We start from the raw sequence: 13,109 nt of genomic DNA on the forward strand, positions 1-13,109 counted from the left end.
CCTCCTGTTTTACATAACGGTTACTTATGGCAGACAAAAAACCAGCGACGGCTTTTTTCATTTGGTTTTGTATCGATAAAATCAGCGTAGCATTCAACATTAGCAAAACCAGCATTTTCTAACATTCTTAAATAGCTTTCGAGAGGATAGGTTCTTTCTTGATGAAGCTCATCTAAGCGTTCAAACAACCCATTCTCTTGTGCAACAAAAAAGGTCAAGAAATGTTCAATGCTATGGTCTTTTTCTCCTTGATAGCTTTCCCAAAGAAAGGCAAATTCATCCGTCTGGTAATGGTAGCTATAATCAGGAAACACTTCATTGATTTGATATAAGGAATGCACATCAAATAAAAAGACGCCATCTTCTTCTAAACAACTGTAAACACCATCAAAAACTTGCTGCACACTCTGCTCGTCTTCCATGTAGCAAAGGGAGTCAGAATAGCAAGTAATAGCTTGATAGGTGCCAATATCTACGAGATCCAGCATGTCACCCGCAACAAATTGCACAGCCGCCTCTTCTTTTTCAGCCCGTTGACTAGCGATCATCAGCATCTCTTCTGAAAGATCTAACCCAGTCACATCAAACCCAGCCTTGGCAAATTCAACGGCTAACGCACCGGTTCCACAAGCCAATTCTAACAGCTGTTTTCTTTTTCCTAAATGACGACAAGAAAAATCCAGCCACTTTTTATAGAGACTGGAATCCATTACTTCGTCATAGACAAATGCGAAGGTTTCGTAAGCCATTACGCCACGACCCATTCATTAAGATCCACAAGCGGCGCATCAGACCATAATTTTTCTAGGTTGTAAAAAGCACGTTCTGAGGCACTGAATACGTGAACGATTACGTCACCTAAGTCGATCAAGACCCATTTTCCACCATCTTTTCCTTCGACACGGCGAACAGATACTTGACTTTCTTCTTCTTTATCGATGACTTCATCAATGATCGCATTGATTTGACGTTCACTATTTCCTGAACAGATCACAAAGTAATCTGCTAGCAAAGAGATTTCCCGCACATCTAATGCCATAATATCTTCGGCATGTTTTGAATCGGCGGCTTTTACAGCAATTTCTAATATTTTCTGACTATCTATGGTAATTCCCTCCTATATTTGGCTACCCAAAAATTGTAGGTTTCGATCGTTTTTGGGTAGATAACTGCTTCTGTTTCGATCAAATGAAGCAAGGTATGTTTCGTTTCGTAAGCAACAGCGGCATCTAAGTCGATCATTGCGATTTCCCTAGCCTCAACGACTCCAGGAAACGTACGCCCGGGTTCGATATAATCTGCTACATAGATGATTTTATCTAGTAGGCTCATCTTGGCAGCTCCGGTTGTGTGCAAACGGATCGCTTGTAAGATTTCTTCGTCATCGATTTCTAATTCTCGTTGAACGAAATCAGCACCGACGAGTCCATGCCAGATAGCATTGTTCCAGTTCAAGAGATCCAATTCAAATCCGTCTCTACGAATGACTAATTGAAATTCTTCATCGCTGCGTTCCTTCGCATAATCATGCGTCAAAGCAGCGATGCTGGCTTTGACCGGTGAAGCACCATATTTTTCCGCAAGGGCAACGGCCGTTTTTTCGACACCCAACACATGCTCAAAGCGCTTTTGACTCATCTGCATTTGGACCTTTTGCATCAAAAGTTCCCGTTCTGCTTGTGTGTAGTGTTCACTCTTCATCCAAGTACAACCCCTTTTCTTGAATATAGTGTAACACATTATCTGGCAATAAGTAGCGAACCGAACAACCTTGTTGCACTTTTTTACGAATTGTTGTTGAGCTGACATCCATTAGAGGAATATCGATCCAAATAATCGGGTATGGGCTATCGATCGGCACTTCCGGGCGGCGAACCCCCACAAAAGTTACCAATTCCATCAGCTCATCGATTTGATGCCATTTTGGTAAATAGTTCACCATATCCCCGCCAATGATAAAATAATAATTAGTATCTGGATTCTTAGCTGTCAATTCCCGCATCGTATCAACCGTATAACTCTTACCTTTTCGTTCCAACTCAATGGTCTCTACAGCAAATCGCGGATTATCGGCGATCGCCAACTTCAACATCGCTAAACGATGCTCAGCGGGGATTGTCTTTTTCTCATCAACATGAGGCGGTAAATACTCAGGCATGAAATAAACTTTATCCAGCCCTAATGCTTGCCCTACTTGCTCACCCATGACCAGATGTGCGTAGTGTACTGGATTAAAATTTCCACCAAGAATGCCCACTTGCTTTTTCGGTACAAGTTCTTGTGTTTGTGTCTCTAAAACCGTTTGTACCTTTCCAAATGTTTGTCCTTGCATGCCTTCTCCCTCCTAAATTGAACGAACTTTGCTTGAAATCGTTTGGTATTTTTCTTTACTAGACGGTTTGAATAAAACGATCACTCGTCCGATGATCTGGACCACTTCACAGCCAACTTTCTCACGGATCGTTTCAGCTGCTTCGTCAGCAACCTCATCGGTATTTTGGAGTAATGAGACTTTGATCAATTCTCGTTTTTCTAGTGCTTCTTCAATTTGCGCCATCATCGCGTCATTCAAGCCGCCTTTGCCGATTTGAAAAATCGGGTTTAGATGGTGCGCTTCACTTCGTAAAAATCTTTTTTGTTTTCCTCGTAAGTCCATATTCTTCCTTCTTCCTTATACTAATGCTTTACGTCTAAGCACATCGACACCCTTTGGCGCCCACCCGGCGATGACACATGGTTTGGTGATCGTGATCCAGCCAAGTCCAGCAAAAACGATATCGGTTTTTTCTTTGATTGAAAATTCGAAACGGACGAGTTCAGGAAAATCCGCCACTTCATCGGCTCGTGGCGGCTGCAGCAGCCCACCAACATGTTTCTCATAAAATTCATCGGCTTTACTTAATTTGGTCCGATGGATCGCCACATCATTCGCTACATAGGCAACAAACGAACTTCGTTCTCCTTGTATGAAATCAAAACGGGCAAGTCCCCCTAAGAACAAGGTTTGTTCAGGGTTCAATTGATACACTTTCGGTTTAATTTCTTTGGCTGGTGCCACGATTTTCAGATCTTTTTTACCTAAATAGTGTGCCATTTGATGACGATGAATGATTCCTGGTGTGTCGATCAAAAAGTGCCCGTCGTCCAATGGAATCTCAATTTTATCCAATGTAGTTCCAGGGAATCGCGAAGTGGTGATCAGCTCGTTGATCCCTGCTGTTTGTTTGATGATTTGATTGATCAATGTTGATTTTCCAACATTCGTCACACCAACCACATACACATCACGACCTTCACGATACGTTTCGATCGCTTGTAGCAACGCTTGGGTTTCACCCGGTTTCTTGGCACTCGTCAACAATACATCGACGGGTCTTAAACCGACTTCGTGAGCCCGTTCCTTCATCCATTGGGTCATTTTCGATTTTTTCAAAGATTTCGGTAAAATATCCACCTTGTTGCCCACTAATAAAACAGGATTATCACCAACAAAGCGGTGCAGTCCTGGGATCAATGAACCATTAAAGTCAAAAATATCGACGACATTAACGATCAAGGCGTCTTTTTCCCCGATTTCATTCAGCAAACGTAGGAAATCATCGTCTGTCAGCGCGACATCTTGAATCTCATTATAATGGCGCAAGCGGAAGCAGCGTTGACAATAGACTTCTCCTGATTCAAGTCCTTTTTCTAATGCAGATTGCGGGGTGTACCCCAATTCGTTAGGATTTGTTGTTTGAATCAATGCCCCGCAGCCGATACAGTGAATTTGTTCGATTCCTTCTGTCATATTAAATTCCTCCACGCCATTTTAACTCTGGGTTGTGTTTCAATAAATAGTTCATGATTTTTCTTTCTGCTGCTCGATTAAACTGGGTTTTCCAAGAATCCGTTGGGATCACTGGTTTCACTAGAATGCTGCGAACACCAGCACGATTGGCACCTCGTACATCCGTCATAATCTGATCGCCGATCATGACAACCTCTTCTTTTTTCAAGCCTAATTGCTGATACCCTTGTTTGATCCCTCTTGAAAAAGGTTTTAATGCGCGGTGTACGTACTTTAAACCAAAAGGCGCAACAGCCCGTGCCACGCGTTCACTATTGTTGTTAGAAACGACAATCACCGGTATGCCAGCGTTTTTCATTTCCAATAACCAGTTTTTTAATTCTTCGGTTCCATCAGGATTATTCCAAGCAATCAAGGTATTATCAAGATCGGTCAAAATCCCTTTGATCCCCTGTGCCTTTAGTTGGCTAGGGGTGATTTTATAAATCGCATCGACCATCCAAGTCGGTTTATAATTTGAAAACATAGAATCTCCTTTACTATCTGATTTCTTCGCATGTTAAAAGTCGGCGACTAGTCATCGATCCACATAGTCGATCTTTAAAAAGAAACCGTACTAGCTGTTGACAAGCAAGCAGGCAGTTTCTAAAAGGATCAGACCTCTTCAACCTGTAATTATACAATAGAATCTTTTTGAATACTAGCAAGTGCGCTAGTTTCTGCAGGTTTCTTGTAAAAGAACTGAAAAACGAAGGTGTCGAAACAACAGTTTGTTCCATCACTTCTTTAAAGTAGTCTTTTTTTCCGTCAAAAAAGCATCCTTTTACTGAAAGGATGCTTAGAAAAAGTCCAAAATTGTCATTTGCAACTGCGAGCTTCTCGCATTTTACAATACTTTACTTAAAAAATCAATGGTTCTCGGGTTTTTCGGATGATCAAAGAGCTGTTCTGGCGTTCCTTCCTCCATAATGATTCCCTGATCCATAAATAAAATCCGATCCGCGACTTCCTTCGCAAAGCCCATTTCATGAGTGACGATGACCATCGTCATTCCTTGCTGAGCCAAACGCTGCATAACGGACAATACTTCGCCAACCATTTCAGGGTCTAACGCAGAAGTCGGTTCATCAAAGAGCATCACATCCGGTTCCATCGCCAAGGCACGTGCAATAGCGATCCGTTGCATTTGTCCACCAGATAGACTTTGTGGATAGGAGTTTGCCTTATCAGGCAGACCTACATCATTCAATAGTTGCTTTGCTAGTGTTTCAGCAGCTGGTTTTGCTACCTTTTTGACTTTCGTCGGGGACAAAGTAATGTTTTCTAAAACCGTCATATTCGGAAAAAGATTGAAATTTTGAAAAACCATGCCCATTTTTTCCCGCATTTTATACAAATCATTCTTTGGATCGGTAATATCGGTTCCTTCAAAAAAGATTTTTCCGCTTGTCGGTACTTCTAGTAAGTTTAAACAGCGTAAGAACGTGCTTTTTCCTGAACCAGATGGTCCAATCACCACAACGACTTCTCCTTGCTCGATCGTCGTTGTGATCCCTTTTAGCACTTGATTGCTGCCAAAGGTTTTGTGTAACTCTTGAATATCTAACATCATAGCTTGTCTTCTCCTTTTAACGACGATAGCCTTTTCCTAGTTTCTTTTCCCATAAACTCAATAGTCGCGAAGTCGTAAACGTCAAGATGAAATAAATGACCGCCGCCACATAGAAAGGCGTTAATGGTTGGAAAGAACTGGTGACAACGATCTGCGCACTGTTCATCAGCTCGTAGATGCCGATCGTTGAAAGCAAAGAGGAATCCTTGATCAAAACGATAAATTCATTGCCTAGTGGCGGCAAGATGTTGCGTAGTGCTTGTGGCAATACGACATAACGCATCGTTTGAAAAGGCCGCAGCCCTAAAGAACCAGCCGCTTCTGTTTGACCGTAATCAACGGCATTGATTCCCCCTCGGACGATCTCAGCAACATATGCCCCAGAATTAAGCGAGAGCGCAATGATTCCAGGAAATAACCGCCCAAAATCAAGACTCAACACACCGATCGAGACTGTCGGCAAGGCAAACATGCCTTGCAAAAGACCAAAAGCGATCAATATCTGCACCAACATTGGTGTGCCGCGGATGACTTCAATATACGCATTAGCAAACCAGCGCAAAGGCGTCACTTTTGATAATTTCATTAGGGCAAAAATCACCCCTAGAATCGTTCCAAAGATCACGGTGATGATAGAGATCACGATGGTGATCACCACACCAGAAAGAAAATAAGGGTAATATATCGCTAAAAAGGATAAATCCATAATTGTGTCTACTCCGTTCTATCTATTGCGCCGCATTTTCGTTGGCTAGATCTGTGTTCTTTTGTACATACTCATCGATTGTACCATCTTCAATCAATTCTTTCAAAATACTGTTTAGCTCTTCTTGTAGTTCGGTACTCCCTTTAGGTAAAGCAATTGCATAAGAATCGCCTTCAGACGCTTCTAATGCTACATCAGTGATCACGAGGTCATCATTTTGTGCAACATACGATTCAGCCACCGCACTTTCAAGCACCAAACCGTCGATCGATCCTTGTTTCAATTCATTGACTAGATTCGGAACTTTGGCGATGGAAACCAATTGCGAATCCGCTAATTGGTCTTGAACGATCATTTCTTGGATCGAGCCTTTTTGAGCGCCCACCTTTTTGCCAGACAAGCTTTCGATTGAATCAAATGCCGACTCATTGTTTTTATTAACAACTACTTTTTGTTCTGGTGTAAAATAGTTATCGGTGAAATCAAAAGTCTGTTTACGTTCGTCAGTTGCTGAGATGCCTGAAACAGCGATATCGGCTTTTCCTTGTTGCAAAGCAGTCAAGACAGCATTGAAATCAAGGTCCAAAATATTCACTTCGACACCAAGACGATCAGCGATCTCATTGACCATATCGATATCTGCGCCCACGATCGTATCTTTGCCATCAATCAAGGCATGAAATTCAAAGGGGGCAAAGTCAGCAGAAGTTGCCACATTTAACACACCGGCTGCTTTGATGGCTTCCAATTGGTTATCCGCCGAACCGCTGGCACTAGAACTGCCAGTACTCGATGAGCCGCCATTTCCACAAGCTCCTAAAACCAAAATCCCCGTCAATACAACAAGTGCTCCAAATAATTTTTTCATTAAAAACGCTCCTCTTCAAAACAAATATTTATGCAATATAATCTTCTTATATTCAGAATATATACATAATAGCACAGAATAATTAAATTTTAAACTAAAAACTTCGTCATTTGCACGATTTATTCAATAACACTTTTAATAAAAAAATACTAGGATACCCTCTCTCTAATCAGAGTGGATATCCTAGTTGTTAAAATCGGCGAAAACGCTGATACCTTGCCTCAAGCAATTCTTCTGTTTGCAACGTAGAAAGTTCAGCGAGTTTCGTTGAAATTGCCGCTTTCATCTGTTCCATCAATTGCTCTTTCGGTAAAAAGGCCTCTTCATGGGTTTCAGCAATCACTTTTTCAATAACGCCTAATTCAAATAGTTCTTGGGCAGTGATCTTCATTAAACCAGCAGCTTCTTTGGCCCGGCTACCATCTTTCCATAGGATCGAAGCAAAGCCTTCGGGAGATAAAATGGCATAGATCGAATGTTCCATCATCCAAACCTCATCGCCTAATGCCAGTCCTAAGGCACCGCCGCTGCCGCCTTCACCAATGATGATTGCCAAGATCGGCACCGTTAAATCGGACATTTCCATCAAGTTACGGGCAATCGCTTCACCTTCTCCCCGTTCTTCCGCGCCAATACCACAAAACGCCCCTGCTGTATTGATCAATGTGACCACAGGTCGCTGAAATTTTTCTGCTTGCTTCATTAGGCGTAACGCTTTTCGATAGCCTTCAGGATGTGGTGAGCCAAAGTTTCTGCGTAAATTTTCAGGTAGATTACGGCCTTTTTGAATACCGATCACGGTCACTGGCTTGCCATCTAAACAAGCTATCCCGCCAACAACGGCTTCATCTTCGCCAAACAGACGGTCTCCATGAAACTCTTCAAACTCAGAAAAAATGCCTTCAAAGTAATCCAGTGCCGTCAAGCGGTCTTTGCTGCGAGCGAGTTCAACGATTTCGTGGGCTGCTCTAGTCATTGCGATTCCATCCTTTCCGCGTATGCAAAGAAATCAAATGGTAGATTTTCTCCCGCAAGTTCGTCCGTGGAACGATTTGATCGACAAAGCCATGATCTAACAGGAACTCTGCCTTTTGAAAATCTTCAGGTAGTTCCTGACGAATGGTTTGTTCAATCACACGTCGTCCAGCAAAACCGATCAATGCTTGCGGTTCTGCCAGGATGATATCCCCTTCCATCGCAAAACTAGCGGTAACGCCACCGGTGGTCGGGTCCGTTAAAACCGTTAGATAAAACAAGCCAGCTTTACTGTGGCGTTTTACCGCCGCAGAGATTTTTGCCATTTGCATCAGTGACAAAATCCCTTCTTGCATCCGAGCCCCACCCGAAGCGGTAAAAAGAACAACTGGTAGCTGTTTTTCGATCGCACGTTCAAACAAACGGGTGATTTTCTCCCCCACGACCGTTCCCATACTGCCCATGATGAAATTCGCATCCATGACACCGATTGCTAACGGCAATCCTCGAACTTTGGCTTCTCCCGTTAGAACAGCCTCATGCAAACCAGTTTTTTCTTGCATTTGTGCGACTTTATCCAGGTACCCTGGGAAATCAAGGGGATCTTTTGTGGTAACATCTGTGTCCCATTCTTCAAAACTTTTTTCATCAATCGTGATAGCGATCCGTTCCCAGGCGCTGATCCGGAAATTATACCCGCAGTGGGGACAGACTTTTTCTGCCCCCATCTCCTTCGTATAAAGCGTTCGTTTGCAACTAGGACATTTCGCCCAAAGATTATCTGGGACGACTGGTTCGTTCGTTGGCAGCTGACCTCGATTAGGATTGATGCGAATGTAGTTTTTTTTCTTAAATAAAGCCACTCAACTTCCCTCCTATTGTTCAGGTGTCCAATTTGGCAAAAATTCCTCTTGTAAAAAGGCGGTTGTATAGTCTCCCGCAATCACTTTCGGGTGACTGATCAAGTCCATTTGGAATTCTGCATTCGTAATGACACCATCGGTCACTAATTCAGCTAATGCCCGCTGCATTTTCATCAATGCTTCAAAACGGTTCTCGCCGTGAACGATCACTTTAGCGATCATGGAATCATAATAAGGCGGGATCGTATAGCCGGAATACATGGCACTGTCTACCCGTACACCCAAGCCTCCACCAGGCAGAAATAAATTGTTGATCTTTCCTGGTGACGGTGCAAAATTGAAGGCTGGATTTTCTGCATTGATCCGACATTCGATTGCCGCACCTGTCATCTTGATGTCTGTTTGTGTCAAGCCTAGCGGTTCACCACTAGCAACTTCGAGTTGTTTTTTGACTAGATCAATGTTCGTCACCATTTCAGTGATGGGGTGTTCCACTTGGATTCGAGTGTTCATTTCCATGAAATAAAACGCCCCAGTGTCTGCCATTAAAAACTCGATCGTGCCGGCATTGCGATACCCTACCGCTTGTGCGGCACGTACCGCTGCTTCTCCTAGCTCTGCTCGTTTGCTTTCAGAAATCACCACAGAAGGAGATTCTTCCAACACTTTTTGGTTGTTGCGTTGCAGCGAGCAATCGCGTTCACCAAGGTGGATAATATTACCAAAAGAATCACCTAACACTTGCACTTCTATGTGTCGAGCAGGGTAAATGATTTTTTCAATGTACATTTCATCGTTGCCAAATGCCGCTTTCGCCTCTTGCTGTGCCGAAGCAAAATGATGTGGTAACGCTTCTTTATCGGCGACTTTCCGTATCCCTTTACCGCCACCGCCGGCTGCTGCTTTGAGCATGACCGGGTAACCAATCTCTTCAGCGATCGTTAAAGCTTCTTCCACATCAGAAATCGCGCCTTTGCTTCCGGGAATGACCGGTACTTCTGCTTCGATCATCAAGCGTCTTGCATTGATTTTGTTTCCCATTGCATCGATAGTCTCACTCTTTGGCCCAATAAAGACGATATTGCATTCCTCGCACATCGCAGCAAAACGGCTATTCTCTGAAAGAAAGCCAAAGCCGGGATGGATCGCCTCAGCCTTTGTGACGATCGCAGCGCTTAGGATCTGCTGTACATTCAAATAAGAGTCAGCTGCTTTGGCAGGTCCGATACAAATCGCTTCATCGGCAAGCTCTGTGTGCAACGCTTCTTTATCTGCTTCTGAATAAACGGCGACCGTTTGAATACCTAATTCGCGACAAGCGCGAATGATACGTACGGCGATTTCGCCACGGTTTGCGATCAATACTTTAGAAAACATGTCTCACCTATCCAATCATGAAAGTCAATTCTGCTTCCGCCACTTTTTTCCCATCAACATAGGCAATTCCTTTGCCGATGCCGGCTGCAGATTTTACTTTGATTATTTCTACTTCTAAGATCAAGGTATCGCCTGGTGTTACTTTTTTTCTGAATTTTGCTTTGTCTAAACCGCCAAAGTAGGCAGTTTTCCCACGAAAGTCTTCCAATGACAATAATGCCACAGCACCTGCTTGCGCCATTGCTTCCACGATCAATACTCCAGGCATCACTGGTTCATGGGGAAAATGGCCTTGGAAAAACGGCTCATTAATGGTAACGTTTTTCTTCGCAATGACCCGTTTGCCTTCTTCTAACTCCTCAACGCGATCCACTAAAAGCATCGGATAACGATGAGGGATGATTTCTTTGATTTCTTGAATCGTTAATGCGCTCATTGCTTTACCCTTCTTTCACACGGAATAATGGTTGATTGAATTCAACGATTTGTTCGCTTTCAACCAAGACTTCAACCAATTCGCCATCGACGTCGCTGACGATTTCATTCATGACTTTCATCGCTTCAACGATACAAAGAATATCGCCTTTTTTCACGTGATCGCCGATTTGCTTAAAGTTATCTTTGTCAGGACTTGGTTTCAAATAAACGACACCCACTAATGGCGAGACAACTTCTTTGCCCTCTAAGACAGGTTTTGCCGCTTCTACTGTGTCAGGTGTCGCTGAGACAGCAGGCGTTGGTACAACAGGAGTTGGCGCAGCATTCGCTGCAGGAGCAGGCGCAGGTGTAGATTGTGCATTTTGTAGCCCACTTGTCGTATTTTTATTAAAATAAAGTTCAAACGTCTCTTTTTTTAATTGAAGCTCAGTTAACGTCGATTGATCGAATTGGCTGAGCAGCTCTTTTATCTCATGTGTTTCCAATTACGCTTCCTCCCAACGTTTCAGCAAGATCACTGCATTATGACCGCCAAACCCAAGTGAATTACTCATGGCATAGGTCAATTCTGCTGGTTGGCTTTGATTGATAACAACGTTCAAGTCGATCTCAGGATCTTGTTCTGTCACGTTGATGGTTGGTGGAATAAATTGATGTTGTAATGCTAATAGTGAAGCAATGGCTTCGATTCCACCAGCCGCCCCAAGCAAATGACCAGTCATTGACTTTGTACTGCTGACATATGGTTTTTTATAGTCTTCGCCCAATCCGTATTGGATCGATGTCGCTTCTGCACTGTCATTGGCGGGCGTGCTTGTACCGTGGGCATTGATGTAACCAACTTCAGCTGGGGTAATCGCCGCTTCTTGCATCGCTAATTTCATTGCTTTTCCAGCACCTGATCCATCAGGGTTTGGCGCAGTCATATGGTAGGCATCACAGTTCGCACCGTACCCTACGACTTCACCTAAAATCGTTGCCCCACGTTTTTGTGCATGCGCCAATGATTCTAAAATGAAGACGCCAGCGCCTTCACCCATGACAAATCCACTACGATTTTTATCAAACGGAACGGAAGCTTTGTCAGGGTCTGATTCAGTGGTTAACGCCGTCAGCGAAGCAAAACCAGCAATACCGATTTCACAGATCGTCGCTTCTGAACCACCAGCGATCATGACATCTGCATAGCCATGCTTGATGTTTCGGAAAGCTTCACCGATTGAATGGGTACCAGAAGCACAGGCGGAAACAGTCGTCGTACAAATGCCTTTCGCACCTACCCGTAACGCAATGTTGCCGGCAACCATATTTACGATCGACATCGGTACGAACATTGGTGATACCCGATTTGCTCCTTTGTCATGCATTCGAATCACTTGGTCTTGAATCGTTGGCAAGCCGCCGATCCCCGAACCAACCATCACGCCAAAACGATCCACATCAATGGTTTCTGTATCTAACTTCGCCATTTCCATCGCTTCTAAGGCCGCATAAATTCCATAAATGGAAAAAAGATCCATCCGCTTCGTATCTTTTTTAACGAAGTACTTTTCTAACGGAAAATCTTTGACTTCAGCAGCAACTGAGATCCCTGTTGCTTCGGCGTCAAATTTTGTAATCGGGCCGATGCCGTTGGTCCCGTTTTGTAAACTTGCTAAAAATGTTTCTGGGTCATTTCCGATTGGAGAAGTGACGCCGTATCCTGTAACTACTACTCGATTCATCTATTCTTCCTCCTACCCTTGCATTGCCATCCCGCCGTCTACACTGATCACCTGACCAGTGATGTAGGGGCTTTTTGCTAAAAAGACTGCTGTTTGAGCAACATCCTGTGTTGAACCAAAACGCTGTAATGGAATAGTTGCCAATGATTGTTCTTTGACTTTATCCGACAGCACCTCAGTCATCTCTGTTTCGATAAATCCTGGGGCGATCGCATTGCAGGTAATCCCCCGAGCAGCACCTTCACGAGCGGCAGATTTCGTAAAACCGATCACGCCGGCTTTACTTGCCGCATAGTTGGCTTGCCCGATATTTCCTGTCAAGCCGACCACACTCGTCAAATTGATGATGCGGCCTTCTCGCAGCTTCATCATTTTTTTCAGCGCGTGCTGCGTCATATTGAAGGTACCAGTCAAATTGATTTTGATCACGGAATCAAAATCTTCCGGTTTCATTCTCAACAATAATTTGTCATTCGTGATCCCGGCATTATTGACCAAAATGTGGATCGGTCCGACTGCCGCTTCTGCTTCCGAAAGCATGGCTGCCGCTTGATCAAAATCAGAAATGTCCCCATTGATCGCTACACATTTCACGCCGTAGCTGGTGATGCGATCGATCAGTGACTGGGGAATTTCTTTTCGTCCATTTAAAACGATATTCGCTCCTTCTTTGGCAAAGGCTTCCGCGATAGTAAAACCGATCCCTCGCGAGCTACCAGTTACAAAGACGTTTTTATTTTGCAGATCCATAAATTC

At 43.7% G+C, this 13,109-nt stretch carries 17 protein-coding genes; all 17 read right to left on the reverse strand.

Annotated features, from left to right (window positions below; translation table 11 throughout):
- Nucleotides 1–20: 20 nt before the first annotated feature.
- Nucleotides 21–749, reverse strand: coding sequence for a class I SAM-dependent DNA methyltransferase (locus IGI86_RS09030; protein WP_016612181.1), 729 nt, complete (start codon nt 747–749; stop codon nt 21–23).
- On the reverse strand, nt 749–1,090 hold the full coding sequence (rsfS, locus tag IGI86_RS09035; protein WP_034878521.1) for a ribosome silencing factor: 342 nt from the start codon (nt 1,088–1,090) through the stop codon (nt 749–751). Before rsfS ends, IGI86_RS09030 begins: the two co-directional genes overlap by 1 nt.
- An 11-nt stretch (nt 1,091–1,101) precedes the next feature.
- Complete coding sequence (yqeK, locus tag IGI86_RS09040; RefSeq protein WP_008378167.1) at nt 1,102–1,701, reverse strand: bis(5'-nucleosyl)-tetraphosphatase (symmetrical) YqeK; 600 nt, start codon at nt 1,699–1,701, stop codon at nt 1,102–1,104.
- Nucleotides 1,691–2,332, reverse strand: coding sequence for a nicotinate-nucleotide adenylyltransferase (locus IGI86_RS09045; protein ID WP_016620357.1), 642 nt, complete (start codon nt 2,330–2,332; stop codon nt 1,691–1,693). Before IGI86_RS09045 ends, yqeK begins: the two co-directional genes overlap by 11 nt.
- A 12-nt stretch (nt 2,333–2,344) precedes the next feature.
- Nucleotides 2,345–2,656: a ribosome assembly RNA-binding protein YhbY gene (yhbY, locus tag IGI86_RS09050; protein ID WP_005225905.1), complete on the reverse strand. Its 312-nt coding sequence runs from the start codon at nt 2,654–2,656 to the stop codon at nt 2,345–2,347.
- A 15-nt stretch (nt 2,657–2,671) separates the two neighbouring features.
- Nucleotides 2,672–3,790 carry a ribosome biogenesis GTPase YqeH gene (yqeH, locus tag IGI86_RS09055; protein WP_061054243.1) on the reverse strand — a complete coding sequence of 373 codons (1,119 nt, stop codon included), beginning with the start codon at nt 3,788–3,790 and terminating at the stop codon, nt 2,672–2,674.
- A 1-nt stretch (nt 3,791) separates the two neighbouring features.
- Complete coding sequence (locus IGI86_RS09060; RefSeq protein ID WP_008378174.1) at nt 3,792–4,316, reverse strand: YqeG family HAD IIIA-type phosphatase; 525 nt, start codon at nt 4,314–4,316, stop codon at nt 3,792–3,794.
- A 360-nt stretch (nt 4,317–4,676) separates the two neighbouring features.
- Entirely contained in the window at nt 4,677–5,402 is a 726-nt protein-coding gene (locus IGI86_RS09065) for an amino acid ABC transporter ATP-binding protein (protein ID WP_016612186.1), read from the reverse strand.
- A gap of 16 nt (nt 5,403–5,418) precedes the next feature.
- Complete coding sequence (locus IGI86_RS09070) at nt 5,419–6,108, reverse strand: amino acid ABC transporter permease (protein ID WP_005225900.1); 690 nt, start codon at nt 6,106–6,108, stop codon at nt 5,419–5,421.
- Nucleotides 6,109–6,130: 22 nt separating this feature from the next.
- Complete coding sequence (locus IGI86_RS09075; RefSeq protein ID WP_005235588.1) at nt 6,131–6,976, reverse strand: transporter substrate-binding domain-containing protein; 846 nt, start codon at nt 6,974–6,976, stop codon at nt 6,131–6,133.
- Nucleotides 6,977–7,166: 190 nt separating this feature from the next.
- Nucleotides 7,167–7,952: an acetyl-CoA carboxylase carboxyl transferase subunit alpha gene (locus IGI86_RS09080; RefSeq protein WP_430617174.1), complete on the reverse strand. Its 786-nt coding sequence runs from the start codon at nt 7,950–7,952 to the stop codon at nt 7,167–7,169.
- Nucleotides 7,945–8,814, reverse strand: a complete 870-nt coding sequence (gene accD / locus IGI86_RS09085; protein WP_005235586.1) for an acetyl-CoA carboxylase, carboxyltransferase subunit beta — start codon at nt 8,812–8,814, stop codon at nt 7,945–7,947. The genes IGI86_RS09080 and accD overlap by 8 nt, the downstream gene beginning before the upstream one ends.
- A gap of 12 nt (nt 8,815–8,826) precedes the next feature.
- Complete coding sequence (locus tag IGI86_RS09090; protein WP_016620360.1) at nt 8,827–10,191, reverse strand: acetyl-CoA carboxylase biotin carboxylase subunit; 1,365 nt, start codon at nt 10,189–10,191, stop codon at nt 8,827–8,829.
- 7 nt (nt 10,192–10,198) lie between these two features.
- Nucleotides 10,199–10,627, reverse strand: a complete 429-nt coding sequence (fabZ, locus tag IGI86_RS09095) for a 3-hydroxyacyl-ACP dehydratase FabZ (RefSeq protein ID WP_061054244.1) — start codon at nt 10,625–10,627, stop codon at nt 10,199–10,201.
- Nucleotides 10,628–10,631: 4 nt separating this feature from the next.
- Nucleotides 10,632–11,114, reverse strand: coding sequence for an acetyl-CoA carboxylase biotin carboxyl carrier protein (gene accB / locus IGI86_RS09100; protein WP_016612188.1), 483 nt, complete (start codon nt 11,112–11,114; stop codon nt 10,632–10,634).
- Nucleotides 11,115–12,353, reverse strand: coding sequence for a beta-ketoacyl-ACP synthase II (fabF, locus tag IGI86_RS09105; protein WP_016610185.1), 1,239 nt, complete (start codon nt 12,351–12,353; stop codon nt 11,115–11,117).
- 12 nt (nt 12,354–12,365) lie between these two features.
- Nucleotides 12,366–13,103 (reverse strand): 3-oxoacyl-[acyl-carrier-protein] reductase, encoded by a 738-nt coding sequence (gene fabG / locus IGI86_RS09110; protein WP_016620362.1) that lies wholly within the window; start codon nt 13,101–13,103, stop codon nt 12,366–12,368.
- Nucleotides 13,104–13,109: the final 6 nt, after the last annotated feature.

Source organism: Enterococcus sp. AZ188 (genome assembly GCF_050544075.1).
GTDB classification, from domain to species: domain Bacteria; phylum Bacillota; class Bacilli; order Lactobacillales; family Enterococcaceae; genus Enterococcus_D; species Enterococcus_D entomosocium.